Origin of the sequence: Streptomyces sp. NPDC002793 (assembly GCF_040295485.1) — a bacterium.
In the GTDB taxonomy this organism is placed as follows: domain Bacteria; phylum Actinomycetota; class Actinomycetes; order Streptomycetales; family Streptomycetaceae; genus Streptomyces.
Window position 1 is genome coordinate 15,372 of sequence record NZ_JBEOVL010000010.1, and the last position, 22,465, is coordinate 37,836.

Here is a 22,465-nt window from a genome sequence, read left to right on the forward strand (position 1 = left end):
TCGTGTCCAGCACCGACCAGCCCGTGCCCTTCACCGCCGACGACTACCGGGCCAGGATGACCCGGGCCGCCGAGTCCGCCGACGTAGCCGGCCTGGCCGGTGTCCTCGTGGCGCCCGGTCCCGACATGGTCCACCTCACCGGCTACCGGCCCACCGCGGACACCGAACGCCTGACGCTGCTCGTCCTGCGCGCGGGCCATGATCCCGTCCTCGTCGTCCCGGCCCTGGAGGCGGCGGACGCCGAACGCGCGGCGGGTTCCCCCGCGCTCACCCTGCGGGACTGGACCGACGCCGCGAACCCCTACACCCTGACCGCCGGACTCCTCGACGCCAAGGGCCGGTTCGGGATCAGCGACAACGCCTGGGCCCTGCACCTGCTGGCCCTGCACAAGCTCCTCCCCGACACCTCCTACGCCTCGCTCACCGACGCCCTGCCGATGCTGCGCGCCGTCAAGGACGCGGCCGAGCTGGAACGGCTCGCCGCCGCGGGGGCGGCCGCCGACGCGACGTACGAGGAGATCCTGAAGGTCCGCTTCGCCGGCCGGCGGGAGAGCGACGTGGCCGCCGACCTGGCCGCGCTCCTCACCGGACACGGGCACTCCCAGGTCGACTTCACCGTCGTCGGCTCCGGACCGAACGGCGCCAACCCGCACCACGAGGCGGGTGACCGCACCATCGAGCGGGGCGACATGGTCGTCCTGGACTTCGGCGGGCTGAAGCACGGCTACGGCTCCGACACCTCCCGCACGGTCCACGTCGGCGAACCCACCGCCGAGGAACAGCGGGTCCACGACGTCGTACGGGAGGCCCAGGAAGCGGGCTGCCGGGCCGTGCGGCCCGGGGTGGCCTGCCAGGAGATCGACCGGGCGGCCCGCGCGGTCATCACCGAATTCGGCTACGGCGAACGCTTCATCCACCGCACCGGCCACGGCATCGGCGTCACCACCCATGAACCGCCCTACATGATCGAGGGCGAGGAGCAGCCGCTGGTCCCCGGGATGTGCTTCTCCGTGGAGCCGGGCATCTATCTCCCGGGCCGCTTCGGCGTCCGCATCGAGGACATCGTCACGGTCACGGAGGACGGGGGCAGGCGGCTGAACACCACCGCGCGCGAACTGGCGATCGTCGAGTAGGGCGGGCGGGCACGAGTCGTTCAGCCGTCCGCCAGCACCACACACGACTCCGGCGGCAGGTGCAGCACCCCGTCGGCGCCCGGTGCCCCGACCGGCTGCCAGGCGGCCAGCACCCGGCCCCCGCCCGTCCGGTGCCGGCCGCCGCCCAGCGGTACGGCGGCCGGCTTCCCGGAGAGATTGACCGCGATCCGCAGGTCGCCCCTGCGGCAGACGATCCAGCCGGAGCCCTGGTCGTACGCCGTCCTCACCGAGGCCAGGTCGGGGTCGGTGAGGTCCGGCAGGGCGCGGCGCAGGGTGATCAGCTCGCGGTACCAGGACCGGAGCCGGGCGTGCGGCTCGCGCTCCGGCTCGCTCCAGTCGAGGCAGGAGCGGGCCCGGGTGGCCGGGTCCTGCGGATCGGGGATGTCCTCCTCCGTCCAGCCGTGCGCCCCGAACTCCCGCCGCCTGCCGTCCCGTACGGCGCGGGCGAGTTCCGGGTCGGTGTGGTCGGTGAAGAACTGCCACGGGGTGCGGGCACCCCACTCCTCGCCCATGAACAGCATCGGGGTGAAGGGCCCGGTGAGCACGAGTGCCGCGGCGCACGCCTGCAGCCCGGGGCTCAGCGAGGCGGACAGCCGGTCCCCGAGGGCGCGGTTGCCGATCTGGTCGTGCGTCTGCGCGTAGCCGACGAAGCGGTGCGCGGGGGTCCGGGTGACGTCCACGGGGCGGCCGTGGGTGCGGCCCCGGAAGCTGGAGTAGGTGCCGTCGTGGAAGAACGCTCCGGTCACCGTCTTGGCGAGGGCGGCCAGCGGGGCCGCCGCGAAGTCGGCGTAGTAGCCCTGGGACTCGCCGGTGAGGGCGGTGTGCAGGGCGTGGTGGAAGTCGTCGTTCCACTGGGCGTGCAGGCCGATGCCGCCCTCCGTGCGCGGCGTGGTCGTACGAGGATCACAGAGGTCGGACTCGGCGATCAGGGAGAGCGGCCGGCCGAGCTCCGAGGCGAGCGCGTCGACGGCCGTGGAGAGCTCCTCCAGGAAGGTGAGCGCCCGGCCGTCGGCCAGCGCGTGGACGGCGTCCAGGCGCAGCCCGTCCAGGCGGTAGTCCCGCAGCCAGGCCAGCGCGCTGCCCAGGAGATAGGCGCGCACCTCGTCCGAACCGGGGGCGTCGAGGTTGACGGCCGAACCCCAGGGGGTGTGGTGCGTGTCCGTGAAGTACGGGCCGAAGGCCGGAAGATGGTTGCCCGACGGACCCAGGTGGTTGTGGACGACGTCCAGGACGACCGCGAGCCCCAGGCCGTGCGCCGTGTCGACAAAATGCTTCAGGCCGGCCGGACCGCCGTACGGCTCGTGCACCGCCCAGAGCGACACCCCTTCGTACCCCCACCCGTGGGTTCCGGGGAACGGGCAGACGGGCATCAGCTCCACATGGGTGATCCCGAGGTCCACGAGGTGGCCGAGTCGTTCGGCGGCGGCGCCGAAGGTGCCGGCCTCCGTGAACGTACCGACGTGCAGCTCGTACAGCACGGCGCCCCGCAGCCCGCGCCCGGCCCAGGCGGAACGCCACGGGTAGGCGGCCTGGTCGACGACCGCGCTCTCGCCGTCCGGCCCCTCCGGCTGGCGGCGGGATCGGGGATCGGGCAGCACGGGGCCGTCGTCGAGCGAGAAGCCGTAACGGTCGCCGTCCGCCGCCTCCGACTCGGCCGTCCACCAGCCCGTACGCAGCGGATCGCGCTCCATCGGCAGGCGCCCGCCCGCCGCGCACAGCACGGCCGACCCGGCCTCGGGGGCCCACACCTCGAACTGCATTCACCACTCCTCGTCCATGAACCGGAAGCCTCGCCCGGAGGCCCCGTGATCGGCGGAAGTCGCGCACACGGCCCCGGGACACTGGAGCGAGTCCGTGACCGGCGATTAGGGTCTGGTCCTGATCATTGCCCTACCGGGTTCCGCTCATACACGGCGGACCCGAGCAGTACGCCCCAGGTCCCTCCCACGGCTGCAGGAGGCCGAGATGACCGTGCCGCCCTTCCCACCCGGCTTCCTGTGGGGAGCCTCCGCCTCCGCCTTCCAGACGGAAGGGGCCTTCGACGCGGACGGCAAGGGGCTCTCCGGCTGGGACGCCTTCGCCGCGCAGCCGGGCCGCATCAAGGACGGCACCGACACCACCCGCGGCACCGGCTTCCACGAGCACTACCGTGAGGACGTCGCCCTGCTCGCCGGACTCGGCGCGGACGCCTTCCGCTTCTCCATCAGCTGGCCCCGCGTCGTCCCCGGCGGCAGCGGCTCGCTCAACCCCGCGGGACTGGACTTCTACGACCGCCTCGTCGACGAGCTCTGCGCCCACGGCATCACCCCCGCCCCCACGCTCTACCACTGGGACACCCCGCTCCCGCTGGACGAGGCGGGCGGCTGGCTCAACCGGGACACCGCCTACCGCTTCGCGGAGTACGCGGGCATCGTCGCGGAACGCCTCGCCGACCGGGTGCCCATGTGGATCACCATCAACGAACCGGCCGAGGTGACCATGCTCGGCTACGCCCTCGGTGAGCACGCCCCCGGCCGCACGCTCCTCTTCGACGCCCTCCCGGCCGCCCACCACCAGCTGCTCGCCCATGGACTGGCCGTACGGGCGCTGCGCGCCGCGGGCGCCGGCAACATCGGGATCGCGCTCTCTCACACCCCCGTCTGGACGGCGGGGGACACCGAGGAGGACCGTGCGGGTGCCGAGCTCTACGACACCCTGACCAACTGGCTGTTCGCCGACCCGGTCCTCACCGGCCGCTACCCCGACGACGGATTCGCCGCCCTGATGCCGGGACCGGTCGAGGACGACCTCAGGACCATCTCCACGCGCCTCGACTGGTACGGCGTCAACTACTACAACCCGACCCTCGTCGGCGCCCCCAGGCCGGAAGCGCCCGACTCCTTCTCCGGTTACGCGATGCCCGCCGGACTCCCCTTCGGCATCAGGGAGATCGAGGGGTACGACACGACCGACTTCGGCTGGCCCGTCGTCCCCCAGGGGCTCGCGGAGACCCTCGGTCAGCTCAGGGACCGCTTCGGCGACCGGCTGCCGCCCGTCTACATCACCGAGAACGGCTGCGCGGTCGACGAGCCCGTCGCCGACGGCCGCCGCATCACCTTCCTGGAAGGACACCTGGAGGCACTGCGCACGGCCATCGACGCGGGTGTCGACGTACGGGGCTACTTCACCTGGTCACTGACCGACAACGTCGAGTGGACCGAGGGCGCGAGCAAGAGGTTCGGCCTGGTCCACATCGACTACGACACCCTGCGGCGCACCCCCAAGGACTCCTACACCTGGTACCGCGACGTGATCCGCGCGCAGCGCACGGGCGCCGGTGCGCCCGGCCCGGAGCTCACACGAGGTGAACACGCTCCTGGGTGATGCGGTGCCCGCCCGGAATCGGGCATCGTCTGGACACCTCGGGCGTCCCGGACCGACAATCGGTTCTGTGACGTCCTCCTTCGAGTCCCACACGTATCCCGCGCGGCTGTCGGACGCCGAGCGCGACCGTGTCCTCGGTGTGCTCAGAGACGGCGCGGCGCAGGGGAAGCTCTCCCACGACACCTTCCTGCGGCGCATGGAAGTGGCCCTGACCGCCCGGCGTTCCGAGGAGCTGAAGGCGCTCACCTCGGACCTGGAGTCGGGCGGGCGGTGGTCCCAGGGCCTGTTCCGCGCGGTGGGCGGAGTGTCGGCCTTTCCGGCCAGGCTGCGCCGGGCCTGGCAGTCCGAGCGGCTGCCCAGGCTCCTCCTGCCGATGCCGGGCCCGCACCCGCTGCGGATAGGCCGTGACCCGGGGAACGGACTCCGGCTCAGCCACGAGACGGTGTCGCGGCTGCACGCCGAACTGACCGCGCACGGCAGCCGATGGATCCTGCGCGATCTGGGCTCGACGAACGGCACGTGCGTCAACGGGCAACGGGTCGTCGGCTCCGTGGTGGTGCGCGACGGCGACCAGGTGAGCTTCGGCCGGATGGCCTTCCGGCTCGCCGCGTCCCTCCCCGCCCCGCCGGCCTGAGCCGGGGGCCTCAGCTTCCCGCCCGCACCAGCAGTGCCACCGGACGGTCCGCGAACAGCTCCGCCACCGTCACCTCCGGCCCCGTGAACTCCCTTCCGGGTGACAGGAGATCCGTCCACGGACCCTCGTCGGGCAGCGTCAGGGACGTGTCACGCCAGCTGCCCTCCTCGTCGAGCCGCAGGGCCAGCCGGGTCACCGCCGTGATCGCCTCGCCGGACCGGCAGAACGCCACGCAGTGCGCCGCCGCCGGGCCCCGGGCGGTCAGCGGGGCGTAGGTGCCCGACTCGCCGAAGAGCTCGGGGCGCCTGCGGCGCAGGCGCAGCGCGGCGACGGTCAGCGCGGTCTTCTCGTCGCCACCGTCGGGCCGGGTGAACGGACGCCGGTTGTCCGGGTCCACCAGTGCGATGTACTCCCGCTCGGTGCCCTGGTACAGATCGGGGACGCCGGGCATCGTCAGATGCACCAACGCGGCTCCCAGCACATTGGCGCGTACGAACGGGGCGAGGGTCTCCGCGAACCGGGTCATCACCTCCCGTGCCTCACCCGCGTCACTGCCCGGGCCCGCCGCGACGAAATCGGTCACCGCCCGTTCGTACGCCGGATCCGGTTCGGTCCAGCTGGTGAACAGGCCCGCCTCGCGCACGGACTTCAGCAGCGCCGGTTCCAGCCTGCCCGCCATCTCCCCTGCGGGCAGGCCCGCGCAGCCGTACGCCGACTGCCAGGCCTGCCAGGCCAGCTGGGGATCAGGGGCCGCCACGGGCGTCGTCCCGGACAGCTGAGCCACCAGCGAGGACCATCTCTCCGGGCACTCGGACAGGACCGCGATCCGGGCCCGGACGTCCCCGCTGCGCTTGGTGTCGTGCGTGGTCAGCACCGTGCCGGTGGCCGGCCAGTCCCGTGCGATCCGGGCGCAGAACGCGTGGAACTCCTCCGGGCCCACTGCCGGCCGGCCTGGGTCGCCGCCCACCTCGGTCGCCGAGATCAGCGGGACGTAGCGGTAGAACGCCGTGTCCTCCACCGACTTGGCGTGCAGTGCGGACGCGGTCTGCGCGAACCGCGCGCAGAACGCGGCGTGTTCCGGACCGTCGCCGAGGCGGCCCAGCGCCAGATCCCGTACGACGTCGACGGACTCCGCTTCCTGGGGGACGGAGAACACCGCCTTGGCGTCCCGCACCGCCTCGGCCGGCAGCGTGGACTCGGCGATCTCCGTGAGCGGGCCGCCCGCCGTCACGTACGGCCGGTAAACGGGCACCCGCACGAGCAGTTCGCGCACCGCCGTGTGGAGTGCCCACGGCGCGTGGTCGTGCAGGGCCGCGTCCCCCGCGCACGCCGCGACGGCGAGCCGGGTCAGCCACTCCGTCTCGGCGGCCAGCTCATGGGTGACCACGCGGTACGCCGCACGCCGCACGGTCGCCGTCCAGTAACCGCCGCGGTCCCCGGGCGGCCCCGCGAAGTCCCGGTAGCGGCCGAGCAGGTCCGCCGCGCCCATCGGGTCGGTGAAGAGCCCGTCGATCCGGTGCAGCGCGTCGTAGCCCGTGGTCCCCGCGACCGCCCAGCCCGCCGGGAGGGACTCGGAACCGGTGAGGATCTTCTCCACCACCGTCCATCGCCCGCCGGCCGCGTCACCGAGCCGCCCCAGATAGGCGGCCGGGTCGGCCAGGCCGTCCGGGTGGTCGATGCGCAGCCCGTCGACCACGCCGTCGCGGACCAGTTCGAGGATCTTGCCGTGCGTGGCGGCGAAGACCTCGGGATGCTCCACCCGGACCCCGATCAGATCGGAGATGGTGAAGAACCGCCGGTAGTTCAGCTCCGTCCTGGCCAGCCGCCACCAGGCGAGTCGATAGTGCTGAGCGGCCAGCAGCTCGGGCAGCGGGAGGCCGGCGGTGCCCTCGCGCAGGGGGAACTCCAGATCGGCGTAGCGGAGCACGGGTGTGCCGTCGGCCCTCGTGCCCGGCTCGAAGCTGCCGCTCTCCTCCCCGGCCCGGCCCGCCAGCACGGGCAGCAGCACCTTCCCGCCGCCCGCCGCCCAGTCGATGTCGAACCAGCGGGCGTAAGGGGAGCCGGGGCCCTCGCGCAGTACCTCCCACAGCGGCAGGTTGTGCCGGGGTGCGGCGGCCATGTGGTTCGGAACGATGTCCAGGACGATCCCGAGGCCATGGGCGCGCGCCGTGCCGGCCAGTGCCCGCAGGCCCTCCTCGCCCCCGAACTCGGCCCGCACCGTGTGGTGGTCGACGACGTCGTAGCCGTGTTCCGAACCTGGCACCGCCTCCAGGACGGGCGACAGGTGCAGATGGGACACGCCGAGTTCGGCGAGATAGGGCACGGCGTCCGCGGCCGCGGCGAACGGGAAGTCCGGCTGGAGCTGGAGCCGGTACGTGGCGGTGGGCGTCATGGACTCGTACGTACCCAGCCGGGCGGCTCTCTCCCACCTTCTCCGCCACCGGGCACCGGGCGGACGGCGCCCGCCCGGTGCCCGTCACCCCAACGGCCTACGCCGGACGCCTGAGCACCGTCAGGCTCCGTCCGATCAGGGTCACCCGCTCGCCCGCCGACACCTTCGGCCCCGCACCGGGGGGTACCCCGTCCGGGATCGCCGTGTCCACGACGACCTGCCACTGCTTGCCGTGGTTCATGGGGACGGCGAAGTCCAGGCTCTCGGCGCCGGCGTTGAACATCAGCAGGAACGAGTCGTCGGAGATCCGTTCCCCGCGAGGACCCGGCTCGGAGATGGCGTGGCCGTTGAGGAAGACCGTCATGGCCTTGGCGTGCGCCGCCTGCCAGTCCCGCTGGGTCATCTCCGCACCCCGCGGGGTGAACCACGCGATGTCGGACAGCTCGTCGTGCGTGCCCTCGACCGGGCGCCCGTGGAAGAAGCGGCGGCGCCGGAAGACCGGGTGGTCGCGGCGCAGCCAGACCATCGCCCGGGTGAACTCCAGCAGACCGGTGTCCGTGCCGCCCTCCTCCTCGCCGTCCCCGGCGCGCCGGGCGGCGGCCGGGTCGGGCCAGTGGACCCAGGAGAGCTCGTTGTCCTGGCAGTAGCCGTTGTTGTTGCCCCGCTGGGTCCGTGCGAACTCGTCGCCGTGACTCAGCATGGGCACGCCCTGGGAGAGCATCAGTGTCGCGATGAAGTTGCGCATCTGACGGCCGCGCAGCTCCAGGACCTCCTTGTCCTCGGTGTCGCCCTCCGCCCCGCAGTTCCAGGAGCGGTTGTGGCTCTCGCCGTCCCGGTTGCCCTCGCCGTTGGCCTCGTTGCGCTTGTCGTTGTACGAGACCAGGTCGTGCAGGGTGAAGCCGTCGTGGCAGGTGGTGAAGTTGATCGAGGCCAGCGGGCGCCTGCCGTCGTCCTGGTAGAGGTCCGAGGAGCCGGTGAGCCGCCCGGCGAACTCCGCGAGGGTCCGGGGCTCGCCCCGCCACAGGTCCCGCACCGTGTCGCGGTACTTGCCGTTCCACTCGGTCCACAGCGGTGGGAAGTTCCCCACCTGGTAGCCGCCCTCGCCCACGTCCCAGGGTTCCGCGATCAGCTTCACCTGGCTGACCACCGGGTCCTGCTGCACCAGGTCGAAGAACGACGACAGCCGGTCGACCTCGTGGAACTGGCGTGCGAGCGTCGCGGCGAGGTCGAAGCGGAAGCCGTCCACGTGCATCTCGGTCACCCAGTACCGCAGCGAGTCCATGATCAGCTGCAGGACGTGCGGGGACCGCATCAGCAGCGAGTTCCCGGTGCCCGTGGTGTCCATGTAGTACTTCTGGTCCTCGGCCAGACGGTAGTAGGAGGCGTTGTCCAGGCCCCGGAACGAGAGCGTCGGACCGAGGTGGTTCCCCTCCGCCGTGTGGTTGTAGACCACGTCGAGGATCACCTCGATGCCCGCCTGGTGCAGCGCCTTCACGGCCTGCTTGAACTCCAGCACCTGTTCGCCGCGGTCGCCCCAGGAGGCGTACGCGTTGTGCGGGGCGAAGAATCCGATGGTGTTGTAGCCCCAGTAGTTGGCCAGCCCCGCGTCGGCGAGTCGGTGGTCCTGGACGAACTGGTGCACCGGCATCAGCTCGATCGCAGTGACGCCCAGCTCCGTCAGATGGGCGATGATCGCGGGATGCGCGAGTCCCGCGTAGGTGCCGCGCAGCTCCTCGGGCAGGTCGGGGTGGAGCATCGTCAGGCCCTTCACATGGGCCTCGTAGATCACCGTGCGGTGGTAGTCGGTCCGCGGGCGGCGGTCGTCGCCCCAGTCGAAGTACGGATTGACCACGACCGAGCTCATGGTGTGCGGCGCCGAGTCGAGGTCGTTGCGCTCGTCCGGCCTGCCGAACGGATAGCCGTACACCGCCTCGCCCCACTGGATCTTCCCCGAGATCGCACGTGCGTACGGATCGAGGAGCAGTTTCGCCGAATTGCAGCGCTGCCCGTGCTGCGGTTCGTAGGGCCCGTGCACCCGGAAGCCGTAGCGCTGCCCCGGCATCACCCCGGGCAGATAGGCGTGACGGACGAAGGCGTCGGTCTCGCGGAGCTCCACCGCCGTTTCTGAACCGTCGTCGTGCAGCAGGCACAACTCGATTCGGTCGGCGGCCTCCGAGAAGACCGCGAAGTTGGTTCCGGCGCCGTCGTACGTGGCGCCCAGGGGATACGCGTGTCCCGGCCAGACCTGCATAGATAGGACTCTTCCACTTCTGATCCGGGTGCTGGGGGTTTTCGCCCCGATACTCCCCGAAAGGCGGTCCTGTACCTAGTACGTCGACCGGTGCGGCCGGGTCCCGTCGTGTGAACCCGCCGGGCCGGTCAACCCGGTACACGTCGGTGTCGCCCGGACAGGGGGTCCGAGCCGCCGGGCGGCTCCTCCGTCCGGTATCCGGCGTGCGAGGGGGTGCGCAATCGCTATGAACCATCTCACTCCGTCCGATCTCACCGCAAGGAACGGGCGGACAGTACAGGGGAGTTGAGTAAGGAGCCTGTGCATCCTGCTGCACCGGCTCCCGGTACCGGAGTACCCTTCCTTGATCGTTGGTGGGGGAGTGGAAGGCGGTACACGGGTGAGCTCGGGAGGGTTCGAGCTGCCCCCAGGTGACACGGGTCACGAGGGGGAATCGACCGATGCCCCGCCAGGCGCTGTCTCCCTCGCACAGCCCATGGAGATCGGTGCCGATCTGAACTGGGGAGCGGATGCCTGGAACGAGGTGCGCACACGCGCCCAGCGCGCCGGGCGGGCGTACATCTGGCTGAATCTGGTGGAGCAGCGGCTGCGCGCCGTGGTCTCCGCCGTGATCCGGCCGATCTACGAGCCGGTGCACGGCGAGGACTGGGTGGTGGCCGCGGCGGGGCCCGCGGGGCAGGAGTGGGTGCAGCGTGCCGTCGCGGTCCGGGAGGTCTCGCGCCGCAAGGGCTATCTGCTCGACCCGGCCGACGACAACGTCCTGAGCTTCCTCACGCTGCCGCAGCTGCGTGAGCTGATGGTCCAGCACTGGCCCTGCTTCGAGCCGTACTTCGACGACCGCCGCGAGGTGGAGCTCGCCCTGGACGAGCTGGAGGTGGCGCGCAACGTGGTCTCCCGCAACCGCGCGCTGAACGAGGCGGTCCTGGCGCAGGCCGAACGCGCCTCCGCGCGGCTCCTGGAGATCCTCGGCAGCGGGCAGGCGGTCCCGTCGGCGGACCGGCTGCCGGTGGACGCCGTGGAGGAACTGGTCGGCGACCGCTACGCCGATGTGGTCTCCGTCCATCCGGACCGGGTGAGGCTGCAGCGTCAGCTGCCCGCCGAGAACCTGTTCGGCAACGCACGCCGGCTGGACGCGATCGGCATAGGGCTCAACCTCCTCACGCAGAACTTCTCGGGGCGCCGGCTGGTCCGTCTCGCCGAGTCGGGCTGCCGGGTCCGGCTGCTGTTCATCAACCCGGCGAGCAGCGCGGTGAAGCGCCGTGAGCGTGAACTCGGCCTCAAGAAGGGCGAGCTGAGCCGCTCCGTGGAGATGAACATCCTCCACATGCGCCGGGTCCGTTCCAAGCTCCGCGACCCGGGCGCCTTCCAGATCCACGTCTTCGACGAGACGCCCCGCTTCACCGCCTATCTGGTGGACGGCGACGGGCCCGACGCGGTCGGGGTCGTCCAGCCGTATCTGCGGCGCGCACGCGGCATGGAGGCCCCCGTGCTGGTGCTGCGCGGCGGCGGGCGTGCGGTGGTCAGGTCGGGGCAGGACAGTGAACACGGCCTCTTCGAGACGTACCGGGAGGAGTTCGAGTCGGTCTGGACGGACTCCAGGCCCGTCTCCTGACGCCCCCGCGGGCGTTGTCAGTGGTGCGTGCGAAGGTGGTCGGCACGTGGGGAAAAGCACCACAGAAGGAGGTATGGGATGAGCTGGATCAGTGGGCCGTTGCTGGCGTTCGACCTGGAGACGACGGGTACGGATGTCGAGACCGACCGCATCGTGACCGCGGCGGTCGTCCGGCTGGAAGCGGACGGGTCCGTGTCCCGGGAGCGGACCTGGCTGCTGGATCCCGGTGTGGCCATACCGGAGCAGGCGTCGGTGATCCACGGGATCTCCACGGAACGCGCCCGCGAGCACGGGGTGCCGGCCGCCTCCGCGGTCGAGGAGATCACCCGCACCGTCGCCGACGGGCTGCGTGCGGGGACGCCGCTGGTGGTGATGAACGCGCGCTACGACCTCTCGCTGCTCGACCGTGAGTGCCGGAGGTACGGGGTCGAGTCGGTCAGCGAGCGGCTCGGCGACGTGCCCTCGCCCGTCATCGACCCGCTGGTGATCGACAAGCACGTCGACAGGTACCGCAAGGGGAAGCGGGCCCTCCACGCGCTGTGCGCCCACTACGGGGTGACGCTCGACGACGCGCACGACGCGAGGGCGGACGCCCTGGCCGCCGCACGGGTGGTGCGGCGCATGGGGGAGAGGCACCAGCCCGTGGGTGTGATGCCGCTGGAGGATCTGCACGGTCTTCAGGTGCGCGCGGCGGCCGAGCAGTCGCTCTCCCTGCAGGCGTATCTGCGGCGCACCGCGGATCCGGCGGCGGTCGTCGATCCGGCGTGGCCGCTCATCCCCCGGAGGCGGGAGCCACGGCCGGAGGCGAGCGGTCCGGGAGTGCCGGCCCGTAGCCGGTGAAGCCATCCCGTCGGCCTTGAGGGCGCCGCCGGCGTCCGGGCCCATGCGTCGACGGCCCGTGCGGGCCGGATGGCCCCGCGGCGGTCAGAACGGGTACCAGCGCACCTCGGGGTCGTCCTCGCGCAGTGACGCCACTCTGCGCCGGAATTCCGTCAGTGCCCCGGGGTTCACCGGGGCGTGCTGGGAGACCCAGGCACAGCTCGCCGTCTCGCGGGCTCCCCGCAGCACCGCGCACCCGGCCCAGGCGCGCACGTCCCAGCCGTACGATTCCGTGAACTCGTCGTAGGCCTCGGCGGACAGGCCGTACCGGTCGCGGGAGAGGGCGAGGACCACCAGGTCGTGCTCACGAAGGTCGGAGGAGAAGGTCTCCAGATCGACCAGCACCGGCCCGTCCGGACCGACGTGGACATTGCGGGGGAGCGCGTCGCCGTGGAGGGGCCCCGGCGGCAGGTGCGGGGCGAGAGCGGCCGCGGCCTTCGCGAAGCCGTCGCGCCGGCCGCGCAGGTAGTCGGCGTCGGCCGGATCGATCGCGTCGCCCGCGAGCCGCAGCCAACGCTCGACGCCGCCGAGCAGCTCACGGCGCGGCAGGGTGAAGTCCTCCGGTGCGGGCAGCGCGTGGACCTGGGTGAGGAGCGGCGCCAGATCGTGCGGCTCGGGCGGGCGCACCGCCTCGGGCAGCCTGTGCCACAACGTCACCGGGTGGCCCTCCACCAGCCGGGCGCGCGGCTCGGCGGCCCGGACGGCGGGAACACCGGAGGCGGCGAGCCACCGGGCTACGGCGACCTCGCGCTCGGCCCGCTCCCGCAGTTCCGGGTGGTGCGTGGCGTCCCGGCCCACCTTGGCCACCAGGTCGCCGACGGCGAACACCGCGTTCTCGCCCAGTGCGAGGAGTTCCGCGCCGCCGGTCAGCCCGGCGGCAGTCAGTACCTCGCGCGCCCGCATGTCGTCCATGACCCGATTTTCTCATCTCCGCAGGCCACCTTGACGAACGGGCTGCCCGTCAGCACGATGACGGAGGCCGCCCGGGCGGCGATACATGGATGAAACCGATCCAAAGAAGCAAAGGGGTCGAATTCGTGACACTGGCGACCGCAATGGAGCGGTCCGGGCGTAAAGCCCCGCAGGGCGGACGGGGGGAGGGCCGCCGACGGGACGGTGCCACCTGGTTCCTGGTGCTGCCCGCACTGATCCCGATCCTGATCCTGAGCGTCGGCCCCCTGCTGTACGGCATCGTGCTGGCCTTCACCGACGCGCAGTCGGGCCGCACCCGCTCCACGCAGTGGATCGGCGTACTCAACTTCCAGGACCTGCTGCACGACACCCTCTTCTGGGACTCCTTCCGGATCGGTCTGCTGTGGGCGGTCGGAGTCACGGTCCCGCAGTTCGTGCTCGCCCTCGGACTTGCCCTGCTGCTCAACGCGAACCTGCGGATGCGCTGGCTGGCCAGGGCGCTGGCGATCATCCCCTGGGCCATGCCCGAGGTCGTCGTCGGCATCATGTGGCGCCTGGTCTACAACCCCGACGCCGGGATCCTCAACGAGACCATCCGTGATCTCGGGTTCGGCGACGGCCGGGACTGGCTGACCGGACTCGCCACCGCGCTGCCCGCGGTGATCATCGTCGGAATCTGGGCGGGCATGCCGCAGACCACGGTGGCGCTGCTGGCCGGGCTGCAGAACACCCCGCACGAACTCCACGAGGCGGCCGCCCTCGACGGGGCCGGGGCCTGGCGCCGCTTCCGTACCGTCACCTGGCCCGCCATCAGGCCCGTGGCGCTCGCCATCAGCGCGCTCAACTTCATCTGGAACTTCAACTCCTTCGCCCTGGTCTACGTCCTGACCAGCGGCGGCCCCGGGGGCCGCACCCGGCTCCCCATGCTCTTCGCCTACGAAGAGGCCTTCCGCTACGGACAGTTCGGCTACGCCGCCGCGATGGGGTGTGTGATGGTCGCCGTCATCTCGGTGCTCCTCGCCTTCTACCTCGTCGGCCGGCTCGGAGGAGGCGAGGACGCATGAGCCTCCGTACGGGCAGAACCGCGCGCGCCGGGCAGTACGCCGCGCTCCTGTGCTACCTCGTCTTCCTGGCGTTCCCCTTCCTCTGGCTGGTCTCCACCGCCTTCAAGCCGGCCCGCGAGCTCGGCTCGCTCCACCCCACCTGGATCCCCGAGGATCCGACGCTGGACAACTTCCGGCAGGCCTTCGACGAGCAGCCGCTGCTCAGGGCCGCGGCCAACTCGCTGACCGCCGCGGTGTGCGCCGCCCTGATCGCCGTCGTCATCGCCACACCCATGGCCTACGTGATGGCCCGACACCGCGGGCGGCTCTCCACGGCCGCCACCGGATGGGTCGTGGTCAGCCAGGCGTTCCCCTTCGTCCTGGTGATCATCCCGCTGTTCCTGGTCCTCAAACACCTGCACCTGATCAACTCGCTGTGGGGGCTGATCCTGGTGTACGTCGTCTGGTCGCTCCCCTTCGCGCTCTGGATGCTCGCCGGTTACGTACGGGCGGTGCCGCCCGAACTGGAGGAGGCCGCCGCCGTCGACGGGGCGGGCAAGGGGCGCATCCTCCTCTCGGTCACCGCGCCGCTGCTGGCACCCGGCATCGTCGCCACCGCACTCTTCGCGTTCATCACCGCATGGAACGAGTTCTTCTTCGCACTCGTCCTGCTCAAGACACCGGAGAAGCAGACCTTGCCGGTCGTACTCACGCACTTCCTCGGAGCGGAGGGCGTGGCCGATCTCGGGCCGCTCGCCGCCGCCGCGTTCCTCGCCACCCTTCCCTCGCTCGTGCTGTTCGCGGTCATCCAGAAACGCATCACGGGCGGGCTGACGGCCGGGGCGGTGAAGCACTGATGCGCCGCGGACTGCCCACACTCGCCGCGGTGACCACCGCACTCGCTCTCCTGCTGGCCGGCTGCTCGGCCGAGGGCGGTGCGGACGAGGACGGCACGATCCGGCTCAGCTTCCAGTCACTGGCCTGGCAGAAGGAGTCCGTCGACGCCAACAAGCAGCTCGTACGCGAGTGGAACGCCGCCCACCCGGACATCCAGGTGGACTACGTCCAGGGCAGCTGGGACAACGTCCACGACCAGCTGCTCACCTCCTTCGAGGGCGGTGAGGCGCCCGACATCATCCACGACGCCTCCGACGACCTCGCCGACTTCGCGTACGGCGGTTACCTCGCCGATCTGCGGCCCCTGCTGCCCGACCGGCTGACCGGGGGCATCCCCGAGTGGTCCTGGGCGACGACCACCTTCGGAGAGGGTGTCTACGGGGTCCCCTTCCTCCAGGAACCCAAGGTCCTGATCGCCAACACGAAGATCCTGGAGTCCTCGGGCGTCCGGATCCCGAGCCCCGGGAAGCCCTGGAGCTGGCCGGAATTCCGGCAGGTCACCGAGCGGCTGACGAAGGAGGGGAGGTACGGGGTCGCCTGGCCGCTCAAGGAGCCGGTCTCCGTCACCCTCAATCTGGCCCTCTCCACGGGAGGGCAGCTCTTCCACCGAGGCGCGGACGGCAAGGTGACCATCCGGTTCGACGAAGGTGACCGGGTCATGCCGAGCACGGTCCGGGACCAGGTCAACTCCGACCGCAGTGCGGCACGTTCTGCGCTGGGCATGGGGGGTTCCGACACGCTCCCCGGCTTCTTCGGCGGCAAGTACGCCATGGTCCCGCTGGGCTTCTCGTACCGCCAGCAGGTCGTCGAGCAGGCCCCCGAGGGCTTCGAATGGACCGTGCTCCCCACCCCGGCGGGCAGCGGAGGGCCGGCTCAGGGGGTCAGCCCGCAGACCCTCTCGGTCGCCGAGGAGAGCCCCCACAAGAAGGAGGCCGTGCGGTTCATCGACTTCCTGCTGCGCCCCGCGAACATGGTGCGGCTGGCCAGGGGGGACTGGATGCTGCCGACCGGAACCGAGGCGCTGGCGGACCCCGCGCTGCGCACCGAGGAGAACGGCTGGGCGGCGGGCACCGCCCTCGCGCGGGCGCTGCGACCCGCCCCCGCGCAGTCGGTGCGCGGCTACCCCGAGTGGAAGGACAAGGTCGCCACGCCCGCGCTCCAGGAGTACTACAGCGGGGCCATCGACACGGAGGAGCTGAGGAAACGCCTGGTCGACGACGGGAACCGGGTGCTGGCCCGGTACCAGCGCTGATCCAGGGCACAGGGGCGGGCGGTAAAAAAAACTGGACGAGACGTATCGTCTCGTTTACGGTGGCGGCATGACATCGACCCCGCGCGCCCATGTCGCCATGTTCTCCATCGCCGCCTACGGGCACGTGAACCCGAGCCTCGAAGTGATCCGGGAGCTCGTCGCCCGTGGGCACCGCGTCAGTTACGCCGTCCCCGCCTCCTTCGCCGAGAAGGTCGCCGCCACCGGTGCGGAGCCGGTGATCTACACCTCCACGCTGCCCACCGATCCGGAGGGCTGGGGCAGTGAACCCATCGACTACATCGAGCCGTTCCTCGATGACGCGGTCCAGGCGCTCCCCCAGCTCGCGGCCGCCTTCGAGGGGGACGCGCCGGACCTCGTCCTGCACGACATCACCGCCTATCCGGCGCGCGTCCTCGCGCACCGCTGGGGCGTGCCGGCCGTTCAGCTCTGGCCCAACCTGGTCCCCTGGGAGGGGTACGCCGAAGAGGTCGGAGAGCCCGCGAACGCCGAGCTGAAGCGGACCGAGCGGGGCCGGGCGTACTTCGATCGCTTCGAGGCATGGCTCGCGGAGAACGGCCTGGAGGGCCTCTCCCCCGACGACTTCGTCGCCAGGCCGCGCCGTGGCCTGGTGCTGATCCCCGAGGCGCTCCAGCCGAACGCCGACCGGGTGGACCACACCAGGTTCACCTTCGTCGGCGCCTGCCAGGGGGAGCGGGCCGACCAAGGGGAGTGGCAGCGGCCGGCCGGCGCGGAGAAGGTCCTGCTGGTCTCCCTCGGCTCCTCGTACACCGACGAGCCCGCGTTCTACCGCGAGTGCGTCAAGGCGTTCGGTGAACTGCCGGACTGGCACGTGGTGCTGCAGATCGGCACCCACGTCGACCCGGCGGAACTCGGCGACGTGCCGGACCGGGTCGAGGTGCACTCCTGGGTTCCGCAGCTCTCCGTGCTCAAGCAGGCGGACGCCTTCATCACCCACGCGGGCGCGGGCGGCAGTCAGGAAGGGCTCGCCACCGGCACCCCGATGGTCGCGGTCCCGCAGGCCGTCGACCAGTTCGGCAACGCGGACATGCTCCAGGCCCTCGGCGTCGCCCGGCACCTGCCGAAGGGCGAGGCCGATGCCGCGTCCCTGAGGGCCGCCGTTCTCGCGCTGGTCGACGATCCGGAAGTGGCTGTGAGGCTGGCGGCGGTCCGTGAGCGGATGGCGGGGGAGGGTGGCACGCGGAGGGCGGCCGACCTCATCGAGAGCGAACTGCGCACCTGACCGGGCCCGTTCGCGGAAACCTGACCGGGCCCGTTCGTGGCAACCGGCACGTGATGTGCGCAACCGAAACATGCCGTTCCGTTCTCCGGTGGACGGCGACGCTCCGACCGCTCGCCCGACATGGCGGGGACTGTGCCGGTTTTCTGTGACGGAACCTTGCCGAGTGCGTGACGGCTGCATGAAGGTCTTGATCTGGGCGCGTCAATCGAGCAGGGTTTCGAGGCAGCCCCCGGAGATTTTCCGGCCGAGGGCCAATCCCCCCACAAAGAATGACGAGGAGTCCCCTCTTCATGGCAATTCACAAGCGCGCACGTTCGGTCAAGCTCACCGCGGCGATCACGGCGGTGGCGGCTGCGGCCGGTGTCACCCTGCTCGCCACCCCGTTCGCAGGGGCCGCCCCGGCGCCCGCGATGGGTATCATCCACGGCGCGGACGCGGCGACAGCCGTCTCCGGCAGCTACATCGTGATGCTGGACCAGAAGGCCGACAAGGCCGGCCTGGCCGAGCAGTACGGCGGCACTCTCCGGCGGAACTACACCTCGGCCATCAACGGCTTCTCGGCCAACGGGCTTTCCGAGACCGAGGCCAAGCGGCTCGCCGCCGACCCGGCCGTCTCCAAGGTCGTCCAGAACAAGAAGTTCCACATCGACGCCACCCAGGACAACCCGCCGTCCTGGGGCCTGGACCGGATCGACCAGGCCGAGACCGCCGGTGACGACGCGTACACCTACCCGGACGCCGCGGGCGGTGACGTCACCGCGTACGTCATCGACACCGGTGTCCGCGTCACGCACAACGACTTCGAGGGCCGGGCCACTTCCGGCTTCGACGCCGTGGACAACGACGACGACGCCGACGACGGCAACGGACACGGCACCCACGTGGCCGGGACCATAGCGGGCGCGTCCCACGGCGTGGCCAAGAAGGCGAAGATCGTGGCCGTCCGCGTCCTGGACGACGCCGGTTCAGGCACCACCGAGCAGGTCGTCGCGGGGATCGACTGGGTCACCGCGAACCACGAGGGCCCGTCCGTCGCCAACATGAGCCTCGGCGGATCCGCGGACCCGGCCCTCGACGCGGCGGTGCAGAAGGCCGTCGCCTCCGGCGTCACCTTCGCGGTCGCCGCCGGCAACGAGTCGAGCGACGCCGGCGAGGGCTCCCCCTCCCGCGTCCCCGAGGCCATCACGGTCGCCTCGTCCACGGCGGACGACGAGCAGTCGTCGTTCTCCAACTTCGGCTCGGTCGTGGACATCTACGCCCCGGGGTCGGACATCACGTCGACGTGGAACGACAGCGACGACGGGACGAACACCATCTCGGGTACGTCCATGGCGACCCCGCACGTCGTCGGTGCCGCCGCCGTCTACCTCGGTGGGCACCCGGACGCCACGCCCGATGAGGTGGCCACCGCGCTCACCGACGGCGCCACCCCGGACGCGATCACCAACGCGACCGAGGGCACCGCGAACAAGCTCCTGAAGGTCGTGGAGTAGGCCCAGCGGGCCGGACAGCACAGACAGGAGGCCGCCGCGCCCTCCCCCACGGGGCGCGGCGGCCGTCGTCGATGGAAAGATGGGGACCATGGGCACGATGTACGCGGCGCTGCTGCGGGGGATCAACGTCAGCGGCCACCGGCGGGTTCCGATGGCGGAACTCCGTACGCTGCTCGGGGAGCTGGGGCACGAGGACGTCGCCACGTATCTGCAGAGCGGGAACGCCGTGTTCCGCAGTGCGGCGGGCGACGAGAGCGACCTGGCCGCCGGGCTGGAGCGGGCGATCGAGGAGCGGTTCGGCTTTCCGGTCGACTGTCTCGTCCGCTCGGGCGGTTATCTCGCGGCGGTGGCCGACGCCTGTCCGTTCCCGGCCGCCGAGCTGGAGGGCAGGCAGCTGCACGTCACGTACACCGACCGGGCCCTCGACGCCGCACGGTTCGCCGCACTGGACGCCGACGCCTTCCGCCCCGAGGAGTTCCGGCTGGGGGACCGCGCCGTCTATCTGTACGCGCCCGACGGGCTCGGGCGCTCCAAGCTCGCCGTGGAGCTGGGGCGGCCCGCCGTCACCAAGGGGCTCGTCACCACCAGTCGTAACTGGAACACCGTCGCCAAGCTGGTGGAGATGACGCGTGGCTGAGTCCTCACCCGCCGTGGCCGCGGCGATCGAGGGCGAGCTCCGCCTCCTCGACCCCGTGGTGCGGGCCTCCGCCGAGACGATGGCCGCCCTGCTGCACCCGGACTTCCGGGAGATCGGCACGAGCGGGCGGCTCTGGGAGCGGGACACGATCATCGCCATGCTCACGGCCCCGGACGCAGCCTGCCCGGGCCCGCTCACCGCGTCCCGGATGCGGGGCGACCAGCTGGCGGCGGACCTGGTGCATCTCACCTTCGACACGGAGACCAAAGGGCTGCGCTCCCACCGCAGTTCGCTGTGGCGGCTGACCGCGAACGGCTGGCTGCTCTATTTCCACCAGGCCACGCCCTTCATCGACGATCCCTTCGCCGAGGTCTGAACCGGCACTCGCGCACACCCTCCCGACATCGCCCGGCAGCACACACCGGGGCGGCGACGCAAGAGTGCTGCCCCGGTCCGATCCGCGTCGGCGGCCCGGCCGGTTCTCGCCGGAAGGATTGATTCCGGCCATTCGGTGAGCCCGGGCAAAACGCCGGTAAGCCGTCCGAACGGGCTGTGGCCCCGAAGCCTCCGGTCCGGGCCGCCGTCGTCCGCGTGCACGTGCCTCCCGGGCGGCGGAGGTGTGTGTGAACGCGATGCGGGTGGACGGCTGCCCACGTGTACGCCCTGTTCGGGGGTTTGCTGCAATTCGCCGCGCCCCTCCGTTCGGTGGGCGGACGTCGTTGTTCGGAGGCCACTCGCACGCATATCGGAGTTCATGGTCCGTTCTCCGCCGTGGTCCGGAAGGCGACCTTGCCACCGGTTGCCGTGGCGTCAAGGATTCGAGCGTGCGGTTGGCAGGTCCACGACCAGAACCCGCGGTCACGGACAGCCGCACGCTCTCGGTCCGCACCACCCGGCGGGCCGGACACCCCCCAACGACGGAGGATCCTGTGACCTTCAAGCGCTTCGCCCCCCTCGGCTCGCTCTCCAGACGTGCTCGCCTCATCGCCGCGACCTCAGGTCTGGTCACCGCCGTGGCGCTTGCGGCACCCACCGCTGTCGCCCAGGCGGCACCGGACACCACCGTGACGAAGGCCGAACTGACCCAGGCCAGTTCCGCTGTGCTCGGCGCCGACATCGCGGGCACGGCCTGGTACACCGAGGCGAGCACCGGCAAGGTCGTCGTGACCGTCGACAGCACGGTCAGCGCCGCCGAGATCGCCACGATCAAGAAGTCGGTCACCGACTCGGGCGCGAAGGCCGACATCAAGCACACCCCGGGCACGTTCAACAAGCTCATCGCGGGCGGACAGGCCATCTACGCCGGCGGCGGACGCTGCTCCCTCGGCTTCAACGTCCGCAGCGGCAGCACCTACTACGCGCTGACCGCCGGGCACTGCACCGAGATCGGCAGCACCTGGTACACCAACTCCGGCCAGAGCACGACCCTCGGCACGAGGACCGGCTCCAGCTTCCCCGTCAACGACTACGGGATCATCCGTCACGCCAGCTCCGCCGCCGCGGACGGCCGGGTCTCCCTCTACAACGGCAGCTACCAGGAGATCACCTCCGCCGCGAACGCCCGGGTCGGCCAGGCCGTCAAGCGCAGCGGTTCCACCACCGGCGTCCACAGCGGCACCGTCACCGGCCTCAACGCGACCGTGAACTACGGCAGCGGTGACGTCGTCTACGGCATGATCCAGACCAACGTCTGCGCCGAGCCCGGCGACAGCGGCGGTTCGCTCTTCGCCGGCACCACCGCGCTGGGCCTGACCTCGGGCGGCAGCGGTAACTGCAGCTCGGGCGGCACCACGTTCTTCCAGCCCGTGACCGAGGCGCTGAGCGCCTACGGAGTCAGCGTCTTCTAGGACCTGCCCTCCAGGACCTCACGCACCGACGGGCCGCGCTCACCGAGCGCGGCCCGTTGCCATGAGGTGGCGGAGCGTCAGGCGCTCAACGACGCCGCACCCACCGGAACGCACGCCTCGTCGTACCGGGTCAGCAGCAGCCGGGCGAGCGCGGCGGACGGCCCCAGGACGCCCGCCAGCACGTCCGCCCCGGCCTCTGCCGCCCCCGCGGCGATGCGGTCGGGGAGACGGCCGGGGGCGATGACGTACGGCGCGACCGCGACCCGCCGTACGCCTTCGGCCCGCAGGGCGCGTACGACGTCGGCGGTGCGCGGAAGGGAGGCGGAGGCGAACGCAGGCCGCACGGCGCACCAACCGGTGTGCCGCAGCTCCCGCGCGATTTCAGCGATCACTGCGATCGCCTCCGGGTCGGTGGAGCCCGCCGAGGCCAGGACCAGCCCGGTCGAGCTCCTGTCGCCGGGGGCCACCCCGGCCTCGTGGAGCCGCTGTTCCAGCGCCGCGTTCAGCAGCGGGGACGGGCCGAGGACGTCCGCCTGGCCGATCCGCAGCCGGGGGAGCCGGGCGCGGGCCTCGCGCAGCACCGACGGGATGTCCGACTTGGCGTGGAAGGCGCGGGTCAGCAGCAGGGGGAGCGCGACGACCTCGGCCGCCCCCTCCGCGGCCAGACGCTCCAGCACCCTGGGCACGGACGGGGCGTTGAACTCCAGGAATCCCGTCTCCACACGCAGCCCGGGCCGCAGCGACCGCACCCGCGCGGTGAGCGCGTGCACGGTCGCCGCGTGCCGCGGGTCGCGGCTGCCGTGGGCGATGACGAGCAGGACGGGGGAGGTCATGAGGA

General features: G+C 71.5%; 18 protein-coding genes. 13 read left to right on the top strand and 5 right to left on the bottom strand.

What is annotated here, in order from left to right; translation table 11 throughout:
• Window positions 1-56: 56 nt before the first annotated feature.
• Entirely contained in the window at window positions 57-1,133 is a 1,077-nt protein-coding gene (locus ABT001_RS11900; protein ID WP_351276014.1) for a M24 family metallopeptidase, read from the top strand.
• Between the two features lie 20 nt (window positions 1,134-1,153).
• On the opposite strand, the gene treZ is transcribed toward ABT001_RS11900, so the two are convergent.
• The gene (gene treZ / locus ABT001_RS11905) at window positions 1,154-2,914 is read right to left on the bottom strand and encodes a malto-oligosyltrehalose trehalohydrolase (protein ID WP_351275650.1); all 1,761 of its coding nucleotides are present in this window, start codon (window positions 2,912-2,914) and stop codon (window positions 1,154-1,156) included.
• 205 nt (window positions 2,915-3,119) lie between these two features.
• Here treZ and ABT001_RS11910 point away from each other — a divergent pair, with 205 nt between their 5' ends.
• Complete coding sequence (locus ABT001_RS11910) at window positions 3,120-4,517, top strand: GH1 family beta-glucosidase (protein WP_351275651.1); 1,398 nt, start codon at window positions 3,120-3,122, stop codon at window positions 4,515-4,517.
• 67 nt (window positions 4,518-4,584) lie between these two features.
• Window positions 4,585-5,151 (top strand): FHA domain-containing protein, encoded by a 567-nt coding sequence (locus ABT001_RS11915; RefSeq protein WP_351275653.1) that lies wholly within the window; start codon window positions 4,585-4,587, stop codon window positions 5,149-5,151.
• 10 nt (window positions 5,152-5,161) lie between these two features.
• Here the strand turns inward: ABT001_RS11915 and treY are convergent, their stop codons facing one another.
• A complete protein-coding gene (gene treY / locus ABT001_RS11920) occupies window positions 5,162-7,543 on the bottom strand; it encodes a malto-oligosyltrehalose synthase (protein WP_351275655.1) in 2,382 nt (793 codons plus the stop codon).
• Between the two features lie 97 nt (window positions 7,544-7,640).
• Complete coding sequence (gene glgX / locus ABT001_RS11925; protein ID WP_351275657.1) at window positions 7,641-9,794, bottom strand: glycogen debranching protein GlgX; 2,154 nt, start codon at window positions 9,792-9,794, stop codon at window positions 7,641-7,643.
• A 379-nt stretch (window positions 9,795-10,173) separates the two neighbouring features.
• Between glgX and ABT001_RS11930 the strand changes: the two genes are divergently transcribed.
• Both ABT001_RS11930 and ABT001_RS11935 read left to right on the top strand, forming a co-directional pair.
• The gene (locus ABT001_RS11930) at window positions 10,174-11,406 is read left to right on the top strand and encodes a DUF5919 domain-containing protein (protein WP_351275659.1); all 1,233 of its coding nucleotides are present in this window, start codon (window positions 10,174-10,176) and stop codon (window positions 11,404-11,406) included.
• Between the two features lie 78 nt (window positions 11,407-11,484).
• Complete coding sequence (locus tag ABT001_RS11935; RefSeq protein ID WP_351275661.1) at window positions 11,485-12,246, top strand: 3'-5' exonuclease; 762 nt, start codon at window positions 11,485-11,487, stop codon at window positions 12,244-12,246.
• Between the two features lie 84 nt (window positions 12,247-12,330).
• Here ABT001_RS11935 and ABT001_RS11940 read toward each other — a convergent pair whose 3' ends face one another.
• Window positions 12,331-13,197: a phosphotransferase gene (locus tag ABT001_RS11940; RefSeq protein WP_351275663.1), complete on the bottom strand. Its 867-nt coding sequence runs from the start codon at window positions 13,195-13,197 to the stop codon at window positions 12,331-12,333.
• Window positions 13,198-13,340: 143 nt separating this feature from the next.
• Between ABT001_RS11940 and ABT001_RS11945 the strand changes: the two genes are divergently transcribed.
• The 8 genes from ABT001_RS11945 (at window position 13,341) to ABT001_RS11980 (ending at window position 21,627) form a co-directional block, all read left to right on the top strand.
• Window positions 13,341-14,261, top strand: coding sequence for a carbohydrate ABC transporter permease (locus ABT001_RS11945; protein WP_502967462.1), 921 nt, complete (start codon window positions 13,341-13,343; stop codon window positions 14,259-14,261).
• A complete protein-coding gene (locus tag ABT001_RS11950) occupies window positions 14,258-15,097 on the top strand; it encodes a carbohydrate ABC transporter permease (protein ID WP_351275667.1) in 840 nt (279 codons plus the stop codon). The genes ABT001_RS11945 and ABT001_RS11950 overlap by 4 nt, the downstream gene beginning before the upstream one ends.
• On the top strand, window positions 15,097-16,389 hold the full coding sequence (locus ABT001_RS11955; protein WP_351275669.1) for an ABC transporter substrate-binding protein: 1,293 nt from the start codon (window positions 15,097-15,099) through the stop codon (window positions 16,387-16,389). The genes ABT001_RS11950 and ABT001_RS11955 overlap by 1 nt, the downstream gene beginning before the upstream one ends.
• A gap of 67 nt (window positions 16,390-16,456) precedes the next feature.
• Window positions 16,457-17,650 (top strand): macrolide-inactivating glycosyltransferase, encoded by a 1,194-nt coding sequence (gene mgt / locus ABT001_RS11960; RefSeq protein WP_351275671.1) that lies wholly within the window; start codon window positions 16,457-16,459, stop codon window positions 17,648-17,650.
• A 290-nt stretch (window positions 17,651-17,940) separates the two neighbouring features.
• Window positions 17,941-19,143, top strand: a complete 1,203-nt coding sequence (locus tag ABT001_RS11965) for a S8 family peptidase (RefSeq protein WP_351275673.1) — start codon at window positions 17,941-17,943, stop codon at window positions 19,141-19,143.
• An 88-nt stretch (window positions 19,144-19,231) separates the two neighbouring features.
• Window positions 19,232-19,780, top strand: coding sequence for a DUF1697 domain-containing protein (locus ABT001_RS11970; protein ID WP_351275675.1), 549 nt, complete (start codon window positions 19,232-19,234; stop codon window positions 19,778-19,780).
• The gene (locus tag ABT001_RS11975) at window positions 19,773-20,156 is read left to right on the top strand and encodes a nuclear transport factor 2 family protein (RefSeq protein ID WP_351275677.1); all 384 of its coding nucleotides are present in this window, start codon (window positions 19,773-19,775) and stop codon (window positions 20,154-20,156) included. The genes ABT001_RS11970 and ABT001_RS11975 overlap by 8 nt, the downstream gene beginning before the upstream one ends.
• A gap of 553 nt (window positions 20,157-20,709) precedes the next feature.
• A complete protein-coding gene (locus ABT001_RS11980) occupies window positions 20,710-21,627 on the top strand; it encodes a S1 family peptidase (RefSeq protein ID WP_351275678.1) in 918 nt (305 codons plus the stop codon).
• Window positions 21,628-21,704: 77 nt separating this feature from the next.
• On the opposite strand, the gene ABT001_RS11985 is transcribed toward ABT001_RS11980, so the two are convergent.
• Entirely contained in the window at window positions 21,705-22,460 is a 756-nt protein-coding gene (locus tag ABT001_RS11985; RefSeq protein WP_351275680.1) for a sirohydrochlorin chelatase, read from the bottom strand.
• Window positions 22,461-22,465 lie beyond the last annotated feature (5 nt).

What these genes read in the sequence shown, in the direction of transcription:
- ABT001_RS11900 (WP_351276014.1), top strand. Translation starts at nt 57, where the DNA reads ATGACCCGGGCCGCCGAGTCCGCCGACGTAGCCGGCCTGGCCGGTGTC.
- treZ (WP_351275650.1), bottom strand. Translation starts at nt 2,914, where the DNA reads ATGCAGTTCGAGGTGTGGGCCCCCGAGGCCGGGTCGGCCGTGCTGTGC.
- ABT001_RS11910 (WP_351275651.1), top strand. Translation starts at nt 3,120, where the DNA reads ATGACCGTGCCGCCCTTCCCACCCGGCTTCCTGTGGGGAGCCTCCGCC.
- treY (WP_351275655.1), bottom strand. Translation starts at nt 7,543, where the DNA reads ATGACGCCCACCGCCACGTACCGGCTCCAGCTCCAGCCGGACTTCCCG.
- glgX (WP_351275657.1), bottom strand. Translation starts at nt 9,794, where the DNA reads ATGCAGGTCTGGCCGGGACACGCGTATCCCCTGGGCGCCACGTACGAC.
- ABT001_RS11935 (WP_351275661.1), top strand. Translation starts at nt 11,485, where the DNA reads ATGAGCTGGATCAGTGGGCCGTTGCTGGCGTTCGACCTGGAGACGACG.
- ABT001_RS11940 (WP_351275663.1), bottom strand. Translation starts at nt 13,197, where the DNA reads ATGGACGACATGCGGGCGCGCGAGGTACTGACTGCCGCCGGGCTGACC.
- ABT001_RS11945 (WP_502967462.1), top strand. Translation starts at nt 13,341, where the DNA reads ATGGAGCGGTCCGGGCGTAAAGCCCCGCAGGGCGGACGGGGGGAGGGC.
- ABT001_RS11950 (WP_351275667.1), top strand. Translation starts at nt 14,258, where the DNA reads ATGAGCCTCCGTACGGGCAGAACCGCGCGCGCCGGGCAGTACGCCGCG.
- ABT001_RS11955 (WP_351275669.1), top strand. Translation starts at nt 15,097, where the DNA reads ATGCGCCGCGGACTGCCCACACTCGCCGCGGTGACCACCGCACTCGCT.
- mgt (WP_351275671.1), top strand. Translation starts at nt 16,457, where the DNA reads ATGACATCGACCCCGCGCGCCCATGTCGCCATGTTCTCCATCGCCGCC.
- ABT001_RS11965 (WP_351275673.1), top strand. Translation starts at nt 17,941, where the DNA reads ATGGCAATTCACAAGCGCGCACGTTCGGTCAAGCTCACCGCGGCGATC.
- ABT001_RS11970 (WP_351275675.1), top strand. Translation starts at nt 19,232, where the DNA reads ATGGGCACGATGTACGCGGCGCTGCTGCGGGGGATCAACGTCAGCGGC.
- ABT001_RS11985 (WP_351275680.1), bottom strand. Translation starts at nt 22,460, where the DNA reads ATGACCTCCCCCGTCCTGCTCGTCATCGCCCACGGCAGCCGCGACCCG.